This window comes from Methylotenera sp. E1MeOHC1, assembly GCF_058745595.1.
Map to the genome: position 1 here is coordinate 1609528 of NZ_CP196025.1, position 20344 is coordinate 1629871.

Sequence of the window (20344 nt, forward strand, 5' to 3'; positions counted from 1 at the left end):
CGCCTGCGCATAAACAATTTTTAAGCATGTCATATATGTTTTATTATGTAGGCGATTAAAGACCGTTGGCAACAACCTATTGCAATTATTTGCCTAAAGCAGGGCTATTTAATGTGACGGACGCTCGCAATTTTTGGATTTTTATATGAAAACTTTATTATTGGTGGATGGTTCATCTTATTTGTATCGTGCATTCCACGCCATGCCCGACCTACGCAACTCGGCCAACGAGCCGGTAGGTGCGATTCAGGGCGTACTCAATATGCTGCGCCGCCTACACAAAGACTACCCTGCCGAATACAGTGCCTGCGTATTTGATGCCAAAGGCAAAACCTTTCGTGATGACATTTATCCAGAATACAAAGCCAACCGCGCCAGCATGCCTGATGATTTACGCTCGCAAATTGAGCCTCTATTTGAAACCATACGCGCCATGGGTTGGCCACTGGTTGTTGAAGATGGCGTAGAAGCAGACGATGTGATTGGCGCATTGGCCAAACAAGCTGAGCGCCAAGGCATTAAGACCATTATTTCTACCGGTGATAAAGACATTTCGCAACTGGTGAACGAGCACATTACCGTAGTCAACACTATGCGCGACGCTTTCCGCAAAACCGATGACGTGCTGGATGTGGCTGGTGTGGAAAACAAATTTGGCATCCCGCCCAGCTTGATCATTGACTACCTAGTGCTGGTTGGTGATACCTCAGACAACGTGCCAGGGGTGGAAAAAGTTGGCCCAAAAACTGCGGTTAAATGGCTAAAAGAATACGGCACATTAGACAATATAGTCGCCAATGCAGACAGCATTAAAGGCGTGGTAGGTGAAAACTTACGCAAGGCGCTACCGTGGCTACCCACCGCACGCGAGTTGATTACCATCCGCTGTGACGTGGGCATCCGCGACCACTTTGACGAGCTGGTACAACAAACGCCAGACAAAGCAAAACTAACCGCACTATTTGACCACTTTGAATTCAGAAGCTGGAAGCGCGAGCTGGACAATATGCCAGACGCGGCACTTCAGCCTAGCGCGGAGCCTCCGCCAGCAGGTACCTCTGGTGATTTATTCAGCGCACCCGCAACGGTGGCCAGACCCGAAGCCAAAGCTAAAGCTGAGGCTAACACCGCGCCTCCATCCGTACAGTACAGCTACACCCCTAACACCAGCCGCCAATATGAAACCATACTCAGCGAAACAGCCTTAGATGCATGGCTCGCTAAGCTTAACCAGGCGGACCTCATCTGCTTTGATACAGAAACCACCTCACTAGACCCGCTCACAGCCCAAATTGTCGGCATGTCGTTTAGCGTGTCAGCAGGAACTGGCGCCTATTTGCCGCTCACGCATGATTACTTTGACGCCCCTGAGCAGCTGCCGCTGGCACAGGTTTTAGCCAAGTTTAAGCCTTTGCTGGAAAACCCAGCCATTAAAAAAGTAGGGCAAAATTTAAAATACGATAAACACGTATTGGCTAACCACTGCATTGCGCTTAATGGTATTACGCACGACACACTGTTGCAGTCTTATGTGCTAGAAAGCCACCGCGGCCACGGCATGGATGAACTCAGCGCCCGACATTTAGGCATTGAGCCTATCAGCTTTGAGCAAGTGGCCGGCAAAGGCGCCAAGCAAGTTGGTTTTAATCAAGTGACAATCGAGGTTGCCGCTGAATACGCAGCCGAGGACGCTGACATTACCCTGCAACTACATGAGGCGCTATCACCACAGGTGCTGCAAGATAGCAAACTCAACTTTATTTACAGCCAAGTTGAAATGCCTTCAATGGAATGCCTGTTTACCATTGAGCGCAATGGTGTGTTGATTGATGCCAACATGCTCAACCGCCAAAGCAACGAAATCGGCATGAAACTGATGGAGCTGGAAACAAAAGCTTTTGAGCTTGCAGGGCAACCGTTTAACTTGGGCTCACCTAAGCAACTGCAAGAAATCTTATTTGGCAAACTCGGCATTAAGCCTATTAAAAAGACTCCCTCTGGTGCGCCGTCTACAGACGAAGACGTACTGCAGGAGCTTGCGCTAGATTACCCACTGCCGAAAGTGCTGCTGGAGTACCGCGGCTTAGCCAAATTAAAATCTACCTATACCGATAAACTGCCAAAAATGATTAACCCGCACACCGGGCGCGTGCACACCAGCTACAATCAGGCAGTGGCGATTACAGGCCGCTTAGCCAGCAGCGACCCCAATTTACAAAACATCCCAGTACGCACCGCTGAAGGCCGCCGTATCCGCGAAGCGTTTATCGCACCGCCAGGCAGCCATATTGTTTCTGCCGACTACTCGCAAATTGAGCTGCGCATCATGGCGCATTTATCTAAAGACACAGGCATGCTGCAAGCCTTTGCCAATAATGAAGATATCCATCGCGCCACTGCTGCCGAGATTTTTGGCGTGGAACGCAGTGCCGTGGACAACGAGCAGCGTCGCTATGCAAAAGTGATTAACTTTGGCCTGATTTACGGCATGAGCGCATTTGGGCTGGCGCAAAACCTGAATATCGAGCGCAGCGCCGCCCAAAGCTATATAGAGCGCTACTTTGCGCGCTACCCGGGTGTACGCCAATATATGCAGGAAACCCGCGAACTTGCCAAAGAAAAAGGCTATGTAGAAACCTACTTTGGCCGCAGGTTATGGGTACCAGAAATCAATAGCGCCAACGGCATGCGCAGAGCAGGTGCCGAACGTGCGGCCATCAACGCGCCGATGCAGGGCACCGCAGCAGATTTAATCAAACTTGCCATGATTGCGGTTGATAAATGGCTGAAAAATGAAAAACTCAGCACTAAACTCATCATGCAAGTGCACGATGAATTGGTATTAGAAGTGCCGGATAGCGAACTCGAACTGGTCAAACAGAAACTGCCAGAGCTCATGCAAAATGTAGCTAAACTAGATGTGCCGTTACTGGCTGAGGTTGGTGTAGGCAGTAACTGGGAAAGCGCGCATTAATCCTTAACATTGACTCACAGTGGTTCACGGGCGTATTTAAACAATCATGCAAAAAGATAATCAGTCCATCGGTATTTATATCATCGGCGATGAAATCCTCTCCGGAAAACGGCAGGATGCACACTTAAGCTTTGTGATACAGGCGTTAAAAGCACGCGGTTTACAACTGGCATGGGCGCATTATCTGGGTGACACTCCTGCACAGATTACAAGCCTGCTGCAAGCCAGTATGCAGCATGGGGATATCGTGTTCAGTTTTGGCGGCATCGGTGCCACGCCAGATGACTACACGCGTCAGTGCGCGGCTGATGCTGCCGGAGTAGCACTCACCCGCCACCCGGGAGCCGTTGCCGAAATTGAGGCGCAATATGGTGAGGGCGCCTATCCGAAAAGAGTCCTAATGGCAGATTTGCCAGCAGGGGCAGAACTGATCCCCAACCCAGTGAACCGCGTGGCTGGCTTTGCCATCAACCAGCATTACTTTGTGCCAGGTTTCCCGCAAATGGCGCACCCCATGGTGGAATGGGTGCTGGACACGCATTACCAACACCTGTTTCACCAGCAGGATTATACCGAGCTATCGATTTTGGTGATGGATGCCGGCGAGAGCCAGCTCATTGATTTAATGAACCATATCGTACAAAAATACCCGGAAATTAAGCTCTTCAGCCTGCCTAAGCTAGATAACCGCCGCACTACAGAGATGGGAGTCAAAGGCCCTAAGGTAGCGGCAAATGCGGCATTGGAAGAAATCAAACTTGCCGTCAGCACGCTGCATTTCCCGTGGGTAGAACACTAGGGTTTACAGAGCGCTAATACTGATCAATAGACTATCTATCAATACACGATGAAATGTAGAGACCATTGTGGCGCATGTTGCATCGCGCCTTCTATTAACAGCCCGATTCCTGACATGCCCAATGGCAAGCCTGCCGGTGTGCGCTGCATTCAGCTCAATGAGCAAAACATGTGCAAAATCTTTGGCCAGCCGGAACGACCCGCATTTTGCGGTGGCCTGCAGCCTAGCGCAGAAATGTGTGGAGATACGCGTGAACAGGCCGTCCGTTGGCTTACACAACTAGAGCAGCTCACAGCACCCAATATCATCAGATAGCAACGCCACAACAACACTCAGTACTTTGGTTATCCTCGCGTAAGTCTATACCCAAATCAGCTTACCACTCAGCAACGCTACTAATGCAAATTAGCGCCATCTCCCGTGATCAACAGTGTAAAGACAATATAACTCCAAGCCATCTGTCATCAAACAATCATTACTTTACTCCTTTACAAACCAATCAACATTCACCTCACCACTAGACTATTAACACACACCACCCCATAAAATGATAAATATGATAAATATATCCATAAGCAATAATTAACAATAAGTAATTGATATTTATTAAATTCATAAAATAAACAAACACAAAACCCATCAATCACCAGCTAAAATTATAGATAGTGTTTGACATTCAACCTTAAAATGATAAAAATGATAATTGTAAATTTCTACCAAATTTAATTTAAAGGAATATTTGCCATGAAACTACAGCACAGGTTAAGAGTTATTCCATTGTTAATTGCATCAACCCTCTCTTTAACAGCTTGCGATAGTGACGGTCTCGGTCTAGCGATAAAACCATCCGTTACCCCACCACCGACCACTGTATCTACACTTAGCGTTCTTGATGCAGTGACAGAAACGGTCTCTACCACCGCAGATTTGTTAGTTGGGCCACAAGGACTTTTACCATTAACCAGCGCAACAGGAAGCACTCTACTGGACCCAGTCATTGGCGCCAACGGACTATTGCCATTAACTTCTGCCGATGGTGAAGGTGCTGGTGCAATTTTAAATTCCGTTGTAGGTGAAAATGGATTACTCCCTTTAACCAGCAATGCCGGCAATGAAACTGCATTAGATCCAGTTATCGGCCCTAATGGTTTGTTGCCACTCACGTCTAACGACGCTAACGATGGATCAGGACTATTAACCACTGCCACTTCACTGCTAGACCTTAGTGACGGCTTACCACAGCCACAACTTTTACTAGATACCGTAGTCAGCACGCTTGATGATACGACAGGAATCAACGGTGACTTACTTACACCAATAACAGACTGGGTAAGTGGCGCTGGCATACAAACAAATACTTTATTAGACCCGACAATAGGAACCAACGGCTTACTGCCATTAACCTCACCTATAGGAGGAGATCGTGCGTTATTAGACCCCCTAGTTGGTCCTGATGGTTTATTACCACTTACTTCTGGAGGCACAACGACAGACAGTGGCTTTTTATCACCTGTCACTAATTTAGTGAGCGGTGCAGGTTTACCCGATACAGGCAGCTTATTAGATCCAATGACAGGATTACTAGGTGGAGACACATTAGGGTTACTTGCTCCAGTCACAGATTTAGTGGGCGGCACTGGTTTACCTGATACAGGTGGATTATTAGCACCACTGACAGACCTGCTTAGTGGCGGAGATACAAGCAATCTACTCGCGCCAGTCACCAACTTGATTGGTGGTGCTGGCCTACCTGATACTGGCGGCCTATTAGCACCAGTGACTGACCTATTAAGCAATGCTGACACAGGAAACTTACTTGCGCCGGTCACAGACTTAGTTGGCGGAGCAGGCTTACCAGACACCGGAGGCTTATTGGCGCCAGTAACAGATCTGCTGAGCGGCGGAGATACAGGTAATTTACTTGCACCAGTAACCGATTTAGTGAGCGGTGCTGGCCTACCTGACGCTGGTGGATTATTAGCGCCAGTCGCAAACGTGTTAAGCAGTGCTGATACAGGAAACTTACTAGCTCCCGTAACAAGCTTAGTAAGCGGCACCAGCCTACCTGATGCTGGCGGCCTGCTCGCCCCTGTAACAACTTTACTTGGTAATTTATAGATAAGAAAGACTAAACCAGCGACTGATCTTGAAAACTCCGAATATGCCAAGGTCAGTCACTATAAATGTCATGCACAACATCATGTTTAAGCACTTACCACTTATCTTAACCGGGTTAATATTACTGGCTCAATCAGCATACGTTCAGTTGGCTTTTGCAAATGCAAACCCAGAAGATACCCTACCAAAAGTGCTAGAACCCAAAACGGGAGTGAGAGGTGCCGTCGATATTAACCGCCCCGATACAGCCGTAGATCCTAAACTTCAGCAGTTATTAGCAACACAGATAACCGTTAATCAGTTCGATATTCAAGGAGTGAAAACCATTCCTTTTGAAGAAGTGAATGCAGTCTTTAAGCCACACCTCAACAAGCAAGTGTCGATACAAACTTTGATAGATTTATCCTCTAAAGCAACCAAAATCTACATAGCAAAGGGGTACCCACTATCATTTGCATACATACCTGCACAAGATTTTGGCAGTAACAAAGTTACCGTATTGGTCATTGAAGGTTATGTTGGCAGCGTCAATGTCCTAGGAAAATTTGGACCGACTGAAAGTAAGATTAGATCAATTGTCGAACCAATGTTGCAAGAAAAACCCTTAACAAAGAAAACCATGGATCGTTACAGTAGCTTACTATCACTGCTACCAGGCCTTTCAATCCAAGCCTCTTTGCAACTACCGAAAAAACGTGACGGTGCCGCAGAGTTAGTCATTACCGCAAACCGTACACCCATCACAGCAGGAATAAACGTTGAGTCTTTGAATCCCAGAGCAAGGGCAATCATCACGGTTAAGGCTAACAGCTTAAGTAGCGCTGCTGAGCAACTAACATTTACCACACTCGCCTCACAACAAAACGAACAATACTATGCTGCCGCATACTCGCAGATGCTAGGTAGCCAGGGGCTAATGTTAAAGTTAGATGGTTCTATGTATGAAGGTGGTTCTGAAGAGCAACTCTTGCCAGATCTTGATCGCAATGTTAGATCTTTACGCATGAGCACTTCACTTAGCTATCCGTTCATCATTGATCGCAATAAAAGCCTAATTGGCACGACTTCAATATCAGCAACAAATTTTACAGACAAAATACAAAGCAAAGAAACAGGCCGAGGTATCCTCAGCAAAACCCACTCCAGAGCACTGTCAGTAGGGGCAACCTACACCGAACTTTATTCAACGCAAAGCCGGCGCCTTCAACTTACCTTATCCAAAGGATTAGACCTTCTAGGCGCAGAAAAAAGCGTAAAGACAAACTTCCCAACAAGCATAGAGCTAACCAATCCAGATGATTTAACGTTCACCAAATTAAACTTCAACTTCTCGCAAAGCAATACCTTTATGCTTGGTTTAGGAACAAAAGTTTCACTTACTGGACAATACAGTGCAGATCAAGTGCCAGCTTCAGAGCGCGTACAGTTTGGTGGATATCAATTTGGGCGTGCATTTGAGCCCGGCTTTATATTTGGTGACTCTGGCTGGGGCGTGGGTGTAGAAGTCAATAAACAAATCCCGCTTGTTTATGATTTTTCTTACATTAAACTTTTAGCATTGCAACCATATGTACTGCTGGAGTCTGCCCGCACTTTTCAAAATGCAGACACCACAAACACTACCAATATTGACCGAATGTCATCACTGGCTTTAGGCCTAAGAATTGTAACTGATGTAGGTGGGGTTTTAGATATGGCCGTGGCAAAACCGCTAAGCAGCCAAAACCAAAATGCAGGACGTTCTGATGACATTACATTTAGCTTAAATTACGGTTTGTTTTTAAATTAACCTCTCTATCAGCAAAGTCAAACAATACGATTAAGCCAGCGCAGCTTGTTACATACAATGACTAAACGCGCTGAAGCAACTCTTCACTTAAATCTATCAATTGCTGAGGCAGAAAAGGCTTAATCAGGTAATAGCTCGCACCGGATTGCAAACCATTCTTACGATCCTCACTAGAGTCCGCGCCAGTCAAAAATATGATGGGGATATCTGCATACGCTTCTGTTGATTTCAGTATATCGCATAAAATCAAACCATTAATTTCGCCAGGCATCATCACATCTAATAAAATCAAGTCAGGCTTAACCTTCTCAATCAACTGCATCCCCATGCTTGCATCACATGCTTCAAAAAACTCATACTCATTAATCTCAAGCGTCAATTTAATTAGCAACCGGATTTCTGGCTGATCTTCAATGATTACAACTTTAGGGTTATTATTTTTTGCTTTCACAAGGGCACCTCCGATATTGATCAATGTAAAATGAAAATCAACTTAAAGATTTAATATTAAGGTTAGGCTTTTGGCAGCCAAATCGTCACCTGTGTGCCAACGTTGAGCTCAGACGAAACTTCAATGTCTCCATCATGCAAATCAACAATCTCTTTCACTATCCTCATCCCTAAGCCAGTACCCGGGATTCCCTGAGAATTAGCGGCCCTAAAAAAAGGCTCAAACAACTTATCTAACTCACTACGGATAATACCAATACCCTCATCAATAATACGAATACCTACAAAACTCACACCCGCATCCTGACGTTCCAATACATCAACTTTAATTATCTTTTCTATTGATGAATACTTATGGGCATTAGATAGTAGATTTGTAAAAACCTGAATCAGCTTATCAAAATTACCTTTAATCGAAAGTGAAGCATCGTAATCAGCCACCTGAATTTTGCGATGACCCGCATGCATTTTGATATCGTCTAGCGCTGCATCCACTAATCCTTGAACTGTAATTTCTTCAGACCTTAGTGTTAACTTCCCCTTGGCCTCAATGCGTGCAAGGTCAAGCAAGTCATTAATAAGATTTGTCATGCGAGTTGCCTGACGAAAAATATTCTCTAAAATTTCTTTACGCTGCTCTACGCTAAATTCTCGCCTGATCAATAGGTCAGTAAATCCAAAGATACTAGACATGGGCGTTCTAAGCTCATGCGCCGCAATAGATAAAAACTCACCTTTCATTTTGCTAAGCTCATATTCATGAGTGATATCTTGAAAGTAATGAATGGTACGTGGGTGCTTACTACCAATATCAACTACCTTTTTTAAAGTTCTTCTGATAAAAGTAAGTTTGGGCTGAACTATTTTAATAATCGAACCACTGCCTTTTAAGCCAGCGCCAAATTTACTATCTTCTTGATTCAAATCATTGATTAACAAATCAAACTGCTCTGACGTTATTTTATTAAGGTCCTCAACACTTAAACCTGTCATCACAAGAAACGCTGAGTTCACTTGGCTTAACTCGTCATTCTCATCAAATGAAACAAAACCATCAGGGCTTAAATCAAAAATACTATTTAACTCGACGCTTAATTGATGAGAGCGAGTTTGTGCTTTTTTCTGTTCGGTAATATCACGGCCAATGGCAATAAAGTTTAAGATATTATTCTCATCGTCCAGCAACGGTCGAATATCAATATCAATCCACTTCACTAGATTATCCACACCAAAAGACAACTCTTTCCGAAAGTTCTGATGTGATATTAACGTTTGCTTGATTTGTGCAAACTCGCCTGATGTTACATTAAGCAATAAATTAAGCTCATTACCTAAAGCCTCGTCCTGAGAAAACCCTGAGTTCTGAGTAAACGCAGTATTTACCCACTCAATATGCCCATGCTTATTTGCGATAATGACCCAGTAACTTGATCGAGAAATAATATGCGCAAGCTTACGTGACTCAGCCTCCTGTGTTGCCAATAGGCGACGTATCTCACCAAGCTGTTTATCTTGTGTGATTAGAACATCTTCAATATTGGCATTTTTTGTGACGTTTGTATTTTTAGTGCGTAAAAAAAGATCATTAACAAGATCGTGATTAGAAAAATCTGCCGCGTTCAGGCCTAGCTGCTCAAGATACTCAGCGGTATTAATTAGCGGCTTGAGTAAGAACAACAATGTGTCTGGACCTGAAGGCAAAATTCTTGCACTAAAATCGATATTGGATTTTTTATGCCTTAATGTGCAAATGTCATTTTCTATTGTCCGTAAATAACCCCAATTGAGTAGCGAGGATGGTGTAGTTAGCTCAAAGAAATGATCCATATACGCATTTAAACGAATATCAGTATCAAAGATTCCACCAAGACTTGGTCCTAACTGGATGATTTTAAATTGCCTATTAATCACAAAATGGAATGGGAATAATATTTTCAGATGACTGGCAGATAGACCAAATTCCATTAAGGACTCTTCCAAAATTACGCCCCTAGTTTCTTATCAATCAATGGCAGGATGTAACGCTCAAACTCATCAAAGTTGATTGGTTTTGGAAAAATCTTTAAATTCGGTGTAATAGCGACATTGCTCACAAAGTCTTCAGGCAGTAGCGCAGTAATCACGACGATATCAAGCTTACTAAACTGCGGCGAGTTAGCCAGATAACGAAGCAAGTCAAAACCATTAATGCCAGGCATGTTCAGATCGGTCACTAATAAATCAGGCATTTTATTACCTAACGCAATCAACCCTTCAAAACCATTGCTCGCAACATCAAGTTTTACATCACGTTTCCAATTGGTGAAATAAAAGTTAAATAACTGCCTAACGCCCTCATCATCTTCAACAAGCAGTATTTCAAAAGGAGAGTGTTTGCTCTTAGACGTAGCTTCCTGGTGTTTAAGTGAATCTTGCCGCTGCGACAAAACCACCTCTACTGACTTTACAGAAACCTTTCTGTGCCCACCCGAAGTTTTCCATGCATTCAACACACCTGACTCAACCCATAATTGGATTGTCCTCAGCGATACATTCAACATCTTTGCAGCCACGCGTGTGGTAACAAAAGTATCTGAAGAAGCGTCTTGACTAGGTTTCATTATTTCTATTTTTCATATGCACTATTATATATCTCGCATTATAAATGTGTAACGTAAACAAAGTACGGTACCTTTTTAACAACCTAGGTTTCATCGAGCCAAATCCCTAGGGTAGGTACCAAACATTAAATTAAATTATACAGATAAAATACAATGAGATACGCATTATTTATACATTAATTTAATCACATCAAAATACAATAAAACAAGGTGAAAATAAGTATGCATTTTGGGTATTAATATTGGGTAACTATTTAGCTTAAGTCCGCATTATTTTCTTGACTTGGTGTTCTTTTAAATTTAACTTTTAGCCGTGCATGCACAAGGTTCATTTTTTTTATTTTCAACCAAATATGGAGTAATAGTGATGAAAAACTGGATTATAAATTTATTGAATGACGAAGAAGGCGCAACCGCCATTGAATATGCGCTAATTGCAGCAATTTTATCGATTGGCATACTGACATCTCTAGGCACAGTCAGAGACAACCTAGTCGCGGTGTTGGGGCGCATTTCAACCGCGCTGACTGGTGCGTAAATACAATCATCGTGCATGACTGATATCTCTATCATAGTTTTGTGCTTGTGGTCGGCAGTTGTTTTTTACAATGACTATCGTAGCAACCTAATACCTAACTACTTAAGCTTAGGTGCTATTTTTGTAGCCACTTTTGTGTTGTTAGTCACTGGGCAATCATTAACGCAGCAACCAATCTCTTCTGCAGCGGCAGGTTTTGTTGTTGCGTTAGTGCTTACCGTGCCTGGCTATCAGTACAAATTACTAGGGGCTGGTGACGTAAAGTTACTTTGTGCAATTGCTTTACTGTGCGGCTGGCAGATTATGTTGTTGAGCTTTGCCACGGCATCTATAGGCATAGTTTTCATTTTAATACTTTCCTCAAGAATTGCATTTTTAGGCAAACACATAACGATGCCTACTAAGCCAAAACAGAAATTTATACCATTTGGTGCTGCTTTAGTGAGCGCAATGATGATAGTGCTATTGGCACCCAGTCTTGTTGATATAAATCAAAAGATAAGTTTATGAAAAACAAAACTACTCGGCTAAGAAGAGTGCTTCTAAAATCTTGCCGCGGTGCGGCAGCGATAGAGTTTGTATTTTTATTTCTGATCTTTTTCACCCTGTTTTATGCAATTGCAACTTATTCACTCATATTTTTATTACAGACTTCATTTCATCATGCGGCTAGCGAAGGCGCAAGGTCGGCAATATCAGTCAATGCACAAGCTTACGCCAATGAAAGCACCTATCTGAACCAAGGGGTTGTACCCACAGTGCGCAACTCTGTCGGTGCGGCTTTAAGCTGGCTGCCATCCAAGGCGCGTGATCGTGTATTGGGCGTTAACAATAGTAACGTAGACATTTCTTTAACGAACAAGGTACTTACCGTTCGTGTGGTGTATCGCAACTATATAGATCAGCCATGGATACCGTTACTTATTATCCCGGGGATAGGTCCGATATATTCAGGACCAACAAATTTGGAAGGCCGTGCAGTCATCAGGCTAGTGTGATCCAGTAGGAAATTGTTGTAGCAACAACCTAATCGCCACAAATTGAAAACAATAAAAATGAACACAAATATTTTAAGAGCCTTCGCAGTCTTACTATTTATAGGTGCCATATTTTTTGGATGGTATGGCTATAAAACCAGTACAGCAAACCAACACTTAGTCGCTCCTGCACCCCAAGTAGCAACAGTGTCACAAATCGTCACTAATCGTAAGGTACTTGCTGGTGAGATGTTAACTGCATTGGACATCAGTGAAAAACAAGTCGTTAAGTTTGACACATTAGGCTTTAGCAACTCGCACGAGGTGATTGGGAAAATACTAAATAAGGATATTGAAAGCGGCTCTTTGTTACGGAGAGCCAATTTCCAACAACTAAGCCCTGCTGCCGAACTACTAAAGAATGGTGAGCGTGCGTTAGCGATCAAGATTGATGAGGTTGCAGGCGTTGGTGGTTACATCAAACCAGGCGATTATGTTGATGTGCTGTTGTTTGCAAACGATGATACGACAGTTAAACGCAGCAGCGTCTCTCAAGTTGTACTAAGCAGATTAAGGGTGATCAGCATTGGTGAAAGCATTCAAATGGGTGAAGACACTCAATTAAACGCCGAATCAAGCAACGCATCAGCGCCACAAATCAACAGTGCATTTAGTGGCACCGATGCAAAGCAGAAAGAAAAACCCAGCAATACTGCACGCTCTGCCGTGCTGGCAGTCAATGAAGCTGATGTAGCCCGCCTTATGCTGGCTGCTAACATTGGTCAATTACGATTAGCATTACGCGGACCAGAGCCGATTCAGCCTAACAACTCTACACTAGAAAGCACTTTAGTTTCTGCAGCTAACCCTAACAAATCCGAGAGCTATTTCATCAGAAACGATGCCCTATTAAAAGACCCTAACGCTACTCAAGCACGGCCTGTGCAAAACACATTGAAACCAAGTGTAAAGAAACCCGCTAAGAAAACTAAAACATCAGTCATTGTTGTTCATTCTGGTGATAAAACTGAAACCATTACGATGAGAGATGTTAAATGAATACGCGCTCTATCAAACAATTCATCTTACGAATGGCGTCTGTCAGCTATGTGCTATTTGCATACTCGACAAGTTTTGCAGCCAACACAGAGATTTCAATCACCAAAGACAAACAAGAGGTCTATCAACATCTGAGCCAGCTAAAACGTGTCGCAATCGCAGACCCTTCTATTGCTGCAGTTACAGTGCTCGGTCCTAAATCTATATTGATTACGGCTAAAGCGATAGGCGCCACACAAATCAGCCTGTGGGAAACCACACAAACCGGCAAGCCTTCAGCAATCATCAATCTCATTGTTAATAAATCAGATATATTAGAAAAAGCCTCCATCAAAGCGATAGAGAGCGAGGGATTAGTTGTGAGCCCAGCAGGCAACACCTTGCAAATAAAAGGAAGTATCAACGCCTTAGAGACGCATCATCAGGCACTTACCGCACTAAAGCAAGACCCTAAGTTACCGATTGATGACACTGAAACCAATTTTGATAATCATGTGCAAATTGATATCAAAGTAGTGGAAGTGAGCCGTAAGAACATGATGAGATTTGGGCTGTTTCTTGGGAAAAACAATCAAGACAACCCTGCGTTAGCCATCGCGGCACCCGGCACTTTAAGTGGCGTAGAGTCTGCGACAACTGGAGGCTTCAACTTTAGAAGTACCTCTGGATTCCTGCCTGTGCTCAATGCGTTTAATCTAGCTGTAGGCAATAACGGCTCCGGTCTACTCGGCACATTAAGTGTGCTTGAGTCCAATGGATTTGCGTACACATTGGCTGAACCTTCACTCTCAGCTATTTCTGGGCAAACTGCAAACTTTCTTGCTGGCGGTGAGTTTCCGGTGCCAATTAGGTCTGGCACTGGTGTAGATAGTGCAGTCACTATTTTGTTCAAAGAATATGGCGTTCGATTACAGTTAACACCAACCGTGCTAGATAGTCATCGAATTTTTATGAAAGTGTCCCCAGAGGTAAGTGAACTAGACTTTGCTAATGCAGTACAAACAGGCGGGGTTTCGGTGCCAGGGTTAAGAGTACGACGTACAGAAACTTCTGTTTCATTAGGAGATGGAGAAAGTTTTGTGATTAGCGGCATGGTCAGTCGCAATACTATTAATAATGTCGACAAACTTCCAGGCTTAGGCAACCTGCCTATTATTGGCGCGTTCTTCCAATCAAAACGTTTCGATATGGAAGACAAAGAATTATTGATGGTTGTCACCCCTCGCCTAGTTCGCCCGATTACCCGCGATGCAAAGTTGCCAGAACTACCAGGTAAAGAATACGCTGATTACAATCCATCATTTAGTGAATTCTTTTTCTCAAACAATCCAAAGTCATCAACGGGGATGTCAAATTGACAAAAGATCTGAACAATTACATTGTCATCACAGGCAAAAACCATTGCTATCGCTGGCTTAATGCACTAAATGACAATTTGGCCAATCTGATATTCGTTGAACCCAACGATACAGAGCGTATTAACAACCTACTTGATTCAGTAGATGTCAGTGCTATATTGGTTCATTTGCCTTCGCAGAACGCAAGCACTGAGACGATTTCAGATAACACAGTGTCACCAGGGCTCAGCGCAGTCTTCTCCCATCTACAATCACAGGATACAAGTAGCGTTATCGTCCATAGTGATGCTGATTCGGCTAAATTAAGCGCAGACTTAGCCATGATTGAAGACATTTTGCATGTAAAACCTTTGCTGACAATCATTGGACTAGTTGAAGTCATTAACCAAGGAACACTGTTGCCAATCATGCGCGCTGGCGTGCGTGATTTAATCAAAATTGGCACGCCTGCGCATGAAACCTCAGCAATTATCGCGCGTTATAGCAAACGTGCGCCAGTACTCGAGCAGAATGAAAAAGCAGACTTAGGGCATATTACCGCACTGCTTAATGCAAGGGCTGAAGATGGCACAGCATTACTTGCCATTCACCTTGCGCTAGAAATGCAACGCTCCGCACCAACGTTATTGATAGATCTAGGTGCGCCACATGCGGACATTATGTTGATGCTAGGCGTCACTGCAAAAATTAGCTTTGTCGATGCCATTAAAAACAGAACAAGATTAGACGCTACTTTAATCCAAACAGGCTTTGCTAAGCATCAATCGGGCTTAACACTCCTATCCGCATTAGAGCTTGATGGTGAAGATACTAGCATCACATCAACCGAGGCATATTTAGTGCTGCATACACTTAAGCGTCATTTTAAGCACATCGTGATTAACCATGGCGGGTTGAGTAACCCTGAGTTATTAAAAGTAGTGCTTTCCTTAGCTGAGTCCACAATATTTCTTGTTGAGCAAACAGTGCCTAGCTGCAAACGTAATTATGATTTATTGCAATCGTTACGCGAGCAGAAAACGAACATCCCAAGCCCTAAGATCATTATTGACCGTCATTTACATGATGCCATTCCTAGTGCAGAGAACATTGCAAAATCTTTTGATATGCCATTACTCTCAAAACTATCATCGGCTAGCCAGTTACGCTTATTAACCATCAACACCGGTGTTTCACTTTTTGAACATGCACCAAAAAGTGCTTACGTACGTGATGTGAAAAAGATTGTACAAAAACTGATTGATAGAAAATTTGATGATAAGCGGCCTGAATATCGACAAAGCAATTCAAATGGCTTTTTGTCAAAGCTTTACGGCCTACTCAAAATGTCCGAAAACTAGCTAGAAAGTGACCATCATGAGATTCGCGCCCAATAAGCTAGAAATAAACCCCTCTGAGTCATATCAGGATGTGAAATACCTGCTTCACAATTACCTTATTTCAGAAATTGAGATTGACCAGTTAGATATTCTGTCTATTAGTAAACAGCAAATCATCACCTACGTAAGTGCTAAGGTAATGAAATATATTTCAACGGTGAACTATGTCGTCAATGCGCATGATGTAGAGAAGCTAACCACTGAAATGGTGGATGAAATATCAGGCCTAGGCCCACTAGAGCAATTAATTAGAAGTGAGCACGTGAACGATATCTTGGTCAATAGTGCGCATCGTATCTTTATAGAGCAAAACGGTAAGCTTGAACTAACCAACTTACGATTCATAGATGAAGAGCATGTTTTAAGAGTCATTCGCCGCATTTTAGCGCCGCTGGGACGCAGAGTAGATGAGTCCAGCCCACTTGTCGATGCTAGATTACCGGATGGCAGCAGAATTAATGCCATCATCCCGCCACTTGCCTTAAATGGCTCCTGCATTTCAATCCGGAAGTTCCGAAAAGAGCCATTTACAGACAATGACTTAATTGCCTTTAAAACACTTAATCGTACCATGCTGGACTTCCTGTTAGCTGCGACTGAAAACAAAGTGAACATCATGATCAGTGGTGGTACAGGATCAGGTAAAACTACCCTACTCAATTTACTGAGTAGATCCATTCCAATTAACGAACGGATCGTCACAATTGAAGATGCAGCCGAATTAAAGCTACACCATGATCACGTCGTCAGGCTAGAGACTAGGCCGAAGAACCTTGAAGGCCTAGGTGAAATTACCGCACGCGATTTATTAAGAAATGCCCTGCGTATGCGTCCAGATAGAATTATCTTGGGTGAGGTACGTGGTAATGAGGTCATTGATGTCTTGCAAGCGATGAATACTGGGCACGAGGGATCAATGAGCACCATTCATGCAAATAACCCACATGAAGCGTTATTAAGAATGGAAATGCTGGCTGGCCTTGCTGGATTTCAAGGTTCTGAGCTAACGCTAAGAAAGGTTATTGCCACATCAGTGGATCTGATGATTCAAATCAACAGATTGCCCAGTGGTGAAAGAAAAGTAACCTCAATTGCCGAAGTAGTTGGTATTCGTGATGATGTCTTTGTAATTAACGAGCTGTTTAGCTACGGTGAGGATGAAAAAGACTTTGTATCACACAGGGTTTCTCCTGTTAACCCAAAACTTAAGATGCTGATTAAAAGAGCCTGATTAAATGACCATCTGGATTTTCATATTATTATCAATGACATGTGCGGCTTTAGGCACACTGCTAATGGCATACGATAAAAAAAATGCATTAAATAAAATAACTAAAGACAGATTAAGTGTAGAAATCCCAACAGCGACAATCGTTGATCATCCATCTAAACAATCAACCACCGCTTCCCAACCTAAAGGCGGGCTGTCTGACTTATTAGGATTTACTTTGTCAGCCAAATTTTTAGGCTTGTATACCATAGCGCTTTTACTGATTAAATTCTCTGGCTGGTACTTTGTAAATCTACAAACGGGGTTGTTTGCGCTAATCGCTTTTGTTTGCCTAACGGTTGTATTTTTATTACATCGTCGCCGTAAGCAGCGCCATAAAATCGTTTCACAGCTCCCCCTTTTTATTGACCAGTTAATTCGTAGCTTAGGTACAGGTAGAAGTATAGAAGCAGCCATACGGTTAGTTGCCAAAGACACACCCGAGCCATTAACTGGCATCTTAGAGCGTGTAATCAGAGCGGCAGACCTAGGTGCTGGCTTCACAGAATCCCTAGTAAAAGAAATGCAGCTTGATCGAATCCAAGAGTTAGAAATGGTGGCACTGAGCATCAAGATCAGCAACAACTACGGCAGCTCACCCAAAGACATGCTAACCAGCGTGATGCAAATGATCAATAACCAAGAACAGGCGCGTCGAGAACTAGCCGCTATGACAGGGGAAACAAAAATTTCAGCCTGCATTCTGATATTAACGCCTACATTAATTCTAATCTATATGATTTTAATGAATCCGGGCTACATAGAAATGATGACCTCCAGTAGCGGTGGGGTTCTTGCTTTTAAAGTAGCGATTGGATTGCAAGTAGCTGGCACTCTATTGTTCTGGAGAATGCTAAAAAGCCTATGAACCACTGGTATCTCCTCTTCATTTTACTCACGTCGCTTGGCGTTCTGGTTTTCTTGTTTGAGCTGTTTGCTCATGGGAAAGATACAAAGGCGTCGGCGCGCTTCAATCAAATTCTTCAATATCAACAGAAAGACTCAAACAACTCAGCTTTTCCAATCCAAAAATGGATAAGCTCTAACTTTTTGCAAGATAGCGAATTTGGCAGACTATTACTGCAGGCTGGATGGGACACCAAATACGCAAGAATGATATTTTGGTTTATGGGAAGAATAGCCCCAGTCATTGCCGCGATAGTTTTATTTATATTTTTAATCACTACTGGTGAAAGTACCATTGATGCATTTTATAAAGCATTGCTTATCTTCGCATCTATGTTTGTAGGCTCAAATATGATATTGCGCTGGCGTGCCAAACTAGTAGCAAAAGCCATTGTTAAAGAGCTAATACCTTTTTTACATATGTTACGTATGCTTTTTAATTCAGGGTTGTCACTCGAACACGCCTTAATTATTCTAGTAGAGCAATCTGGCAATTTATTTCCTCATCTGGCACGGCAGCTACAACGTGTTTCAATCAATTTACATGCAGGGCAAGACCAAGCAGACGCACTAGTACATATGGCACAGTTGTTAGACATTCAAGAAGTGTCTGATGCGGTTTCTATATTATTTCAGGTATCTAGATATGGGGGCAATATACAAGCCTCTTTAAGCAACTATATTGAGCTCATTGAAGCACGTCAGTTTTCTAGTTTGAGAGAGTACGTGAGTAAGCTGTCGGCAAAAATGAGCATCGTCATGATTGTTTTCATGTTTCCGGCACTCATTATTTTTATTGCAGCACCAGGCATCATAGGTATTGCAAATGCACTAAGTGAGAGCTTCCATTAAATGAGAACAATCTAAATGTTAAAAAAATTCATTTTTCTATGGTTCATACTAATATCAACTGCCACTCAAATATCAGTTGCCGCAGACAATGCTAAAGGCAATTCAGGCCAAGCTTCACCCAATCGCACGGGCGTAGCAAGTCATCAATGCCCTGAGTTAAAAACTGAGGAAACTACCAATCTAGAAATGGTGAATAAGGTGTTAGAAGATAAAAAACCATACGCCGCATTAGCATTTATTGATTCATTCGATACACACTCACCACAACTTGAATTACTAAAAGCCAACAGCTTACGTAAGGTTGGCAGAGAGGCCGAAGCTGAGGCAATTTATACAAAACTAACTGAGAGCTGCATTGCCGCCTATGCTTACCAAGGATTGGGGCTAATAAGTTACTCACGCAACAAACCAGCAGACTCAGTTAAATTTCTAAAACAGGCCACAAAACTACTTCCCATTAACGCTTACATCCGAAGTGACCACGGCTTTGCGCTCATGCAAAGTGGAGACTACCCATCAGCATTGAACGAGTTTCTAACAGCAATTGAGCTAGACGATAGAAATATCCGCGCAAAATATAATCTTTTAGTGCTTTTATATAAAAGTAATCAAGCAGATAAAGCTGATCAGTTTGCAAAACGATACAAAATATCCGAGACAGAACTGCAAAATATTCGCAATGATGCGCGTGGTAGTCAGACATCAATCAATGTCGCAGCAAAAGCTGATGGTCAAGTAAAAAAGTCTACAGGCGCATGCATGAGCGACTCTGACGTATGCACTGGAATACTTTCGATGAAATTGGAGAATTACGCTTATGAATAATATACGGTACTTAAGTTATGGCATTTTATTATTATGGGCATTCTCGCCGTTACTACAAGCGGATGAACTAAGTAGCGCGGATGTCGCTCAGCCTAGCGCACAAAGTAATAAAGCGAACAGTGCAAAACTTGCAGATGGCAGCGCCACCCGCGCTTGGCTTGAGCTACAAAGATCAGGCAGCCAAGCATCACCACACAAACAATCTGTATCTGGGCCTGTCATGGAGAATATATATGAACGCTACAAAGAAAGCTTCAGTCACCCCATTCCAGACACCAAAGAACAGAGTGCACGTAGGACCAAATAATAGGAACCAAACAAGTAAAAGCCATCAAAAAGGCGCCATAGGAATCTTTGGTGTCCTTACCCTTTTATTAGTGGTGCTATTTACGGCATTAGCCATTGATAGTGCTCGCTTATGGATGGTCAAAAGACAACTGCAGAAAGTTG

Annotated in this window: 19 protein-coding genes and 1 pseudogene; 17 read left to right on the plus strand and 3 right to left on the minus strand. The window is 43.1% G+C overall.

Features of this window, described 5'->3' with window-relative positions:
- Positions 1-145: 145 nt before the first annotated feature.
- The 5 genes from polA (at position 146) to ACSSU7_RS07440 (ending at position 7680) form a co-directional block, all read left to right on the plus strand.
- Positions 146-2974, plus strand: a complete 2829-nt coding sequence (polA, locus tag ACSSU7_RS07420) for a DNA polymerase I (RefSeq protein ID WP_492515918.1) — start codon at positions 146-148, stop codon at positions 2972-2974.
- 46 nt (positions 2975-3020) lie between these two features.
- Positions 3021-3773: a competence/damage-inducible protein A gene (locus tag ACSSU7_RS07425; protein ID WP_492515919.1), complete on the plus strand. Its 753-nt coding sequence runs from the start codon at positions 3021-3023 to the stop codon at positions 3771-3773.
- A 48-nt stretch (positions 3774-3821) separates the two neighbouring features.
- Positions 3822-4088, plus strand: a complete 267-nt coding sequence (locus ACSSU7_RS07430; RefSeq protein ID WP_492515920.1) for a YkgJ family cysteine cluster protein — start codon at positions 3822-3824, stop codon at positions 4086-4088.
- Between the two features lie 429 nt (positions 4089-4517).
- A complete protein-coding gene (locus ACSSU7_RS07435; protein ID WP_492515921.1) occupies positions 4518-5891 on the plus strand; it encodes a hypothetical protein in 1374 nt (457 codons plus the stop codon).
- A gap of 82 nt (positions 5892-5973) precedes the next feature.
- A complete protein-coding gene (locus tag ACSSU7_RS07440; RefSeq protein ID WP_492515922.1) occupies positions 5974-7680 on the plus strand; it encodes a ShlB/FhaC/HecB family hemolysin secretion/activation protein in 1707 nt (568 codons plus the stop codon).
- A 61-nt stretch (positions 7681-7741) separates the two neighbouring features.
- On the opposite strand, the gene ACSSU7_RS07445 is transcribed toward ACSSU7_RS07440, so the two are convergent.
- The 3 genes from ACSSU7_RS07445 to ACSSU7_RS07455 all read right to left on the minus strand — a co-directional run bounded on the left by ACSSU7_RS07445 (position 7742) and on the right by ACSSU7_RS07455 (position 10730).
- Positions 7742-8131 carry a response regulator gene (locus ACSSU7_RS07445; RefSeq protein WP_492515923.1) on the minus strand — a complete coding sequence of 130 codons (390 nt, stop codon included), beginning with the start codon at positions 8129-8131 and terminating at the stop codon, positions 7742-7744.
- A gap of 62 nt (positions 8132-8193) precedes the next feature.
- The gene (locus ACSSU7_RS07450) at positions 8194-10095 is read right to left on the minus strand and encodes an ATP-binding protein (protein ID WP_492515924.1); all 1902 of its coding nucleotides are present in this window, start codon (positions 10093-10095) and stop codon (positions 8194-8196) included.
- Positions 10096-10112: 17 nt separating this feature from the next.
- Positions 10113-10730, minus strand: a complete 618-nt coding sequence (locus tag ACSSU7_RS07455; protein ID WP_492515925.1) for a response regulator — start codon at positions 10728-10730, stop codon at positions 10113-10115.
- A gap of 367 nt (positions 10731-11097) precedes the next feature.
- On the opposite strand from ACSSU7_RS07455, the gene ACSSU7_RS07460 reads away from it, so the two are divergent.
- The 12 genes and pseudogenes from ACSSU7_RS07460 to ACSSU7_RS07515 form a co-directional block, all read left to right on the plus strand.
- The gene (locus ACSSU7_RS07460) at positions 11098-11268 is read left to right on the plus strand and encodes a Flp family type IVb pilin (RefSeq protein WP_492515926.1); all 171 of its coding nucleotides are present in this window, start codon (positions 11098-11100) and stop codon (positions 11266-11268) included.
- Between the two features lie 15 nt (positions 11269-11283).
- Entirely contained in the window at positions 11284-11778 is a 495-nt protein-coding gene (locus ACSSU7_RS07465) for an A24 family peptidase (RefSeq protein ID WP_492515927.1), read from the plus strand.
- Positions 11775-12266, plus strand: a complete 492-nt coding sequence (locus ACSSU7_RS07470; RefSeq protein WP_492515928.1) for a TadE/TadG family type IV pilus assembly protein — start codon at positions 11775-11777, stop codon at positions 12264-12266. The genes ACSSU7_RS07465 and ACSSU7_RS07470 overlap by 4 nt, the downstream gene beginning before the upstream one ends.
- 57 nt (positions 12267-12323) lie before the next feature.
- On the plus strand, positions 12324-13304 hold the full coding sequence (gene cpaB, locus ACSSU7_RS07475) for a Flp pilus assembly protein CpaB (RefSeq protein ID WP_492515929.1): 981 nt from the start codon (positions 12324-12326) through the stop codon (positions 13302-13304).
- The gene (locus ACSSU7_RS07480) at positions 13301-14662 is read left to right on the plus strand and encodes a type II and III secretion system protein family protein (RefSeq protein WP_492515930.1); all 1362 of its coding nucleotides are present in this window, start codon (positions 13301-13303) and stop codon (positions 14660-14662) included. The genes cpaB and ACSSU7_RS07480 overlap by 4 nt, the downstream gene beginning before the upstream one ends.
- Positions 14659-16002: a CpaE/TadZ family protein gene (locus ACSSU7_RS07485; protein ID WP_492515931.1), complete on the plus strand. Its 1344-nt coding sequence runs from the start codon at positions 14659-14661 to the stop codon at positions 16000-16002. Before ACSSU7_RS07480 ends, ACSSU7_RS07485 begins: the two co-directional genes overlap by 4 nt.
- A 16-nt stretch (positions 16003-16018) precedes the next feature.
- Positions 16019-17272: a TadA family conjugal transfer-associated ATPase gene (locus ACSSU7_RS07490; RefSeq protein WP_492515932.1), complete on the plus strand. Its 1254-nt coding sequence runs from the start codon at positions 16019-16021 to the stop codon at positions 17270-17272.
- A 64-nt stretch (positions 17273-17336) separates the two neighbouring features.
- Positions 17337-18179: a type II secretion system F family protein gene (locus ACSSU7_RS07495; RefSeq protein WP_492515933.1), complete on the plus strand. Its 843-nt coding sequence runs from the start codon at positions 17337-17339 to the stop codon at positions 18177-18179.
- A 260-nt stretch (positions 18180-18439) separates the two neighbouring features.
- Positions 18440-19069, plus strand: a complete 630-nt coding sequence (locus ACSSU7_RS07500; protein ID WP_492515934.1) for a type II secretion system F family protein — start codon at positions 18440-18442, stop codon at positions 19067-19069.
- Positions 19070-19084: 15 nt separating this feature from the next.
- Complete coding sequence (locus tag ACSSU7_RS07505) at positions 19085-19894, plus strand: hypothetical protein (RefSeq protein WP_492515935.1); 810 nt, start codon at positions 19085-19087, stop codon at positions 19892-19894.
- Positions 19887-20201 carry a DUF3613 domain-containing protein gene (locus ACSSU7_RS07510; protein ID WP_492515936.1) on the plus strand — a complete coding sequence of 105 codons (315 nt, stop codon included), beginning with the start codon at positions 19887-19889 and terminating at the stop codon, positions 20199-20201. Before ACSSU7_RS07505 ends, ACSSU7_RS07510 begins: the two co-directional genes overlap by 8 nt.
- Positions 20128-20301: pseudogene (locus ACSSU7_RS07515) on the plus strand (hypothetical protein); the annotation flags it as partial. The gene ACSSU7_RS07510 and the pseudogene ACSSU7_RS07515, both read left to right, overlap by 74 nt.
- Between the last annotated feature and the right edge of the window lie 43 nt (positions 20302-20344).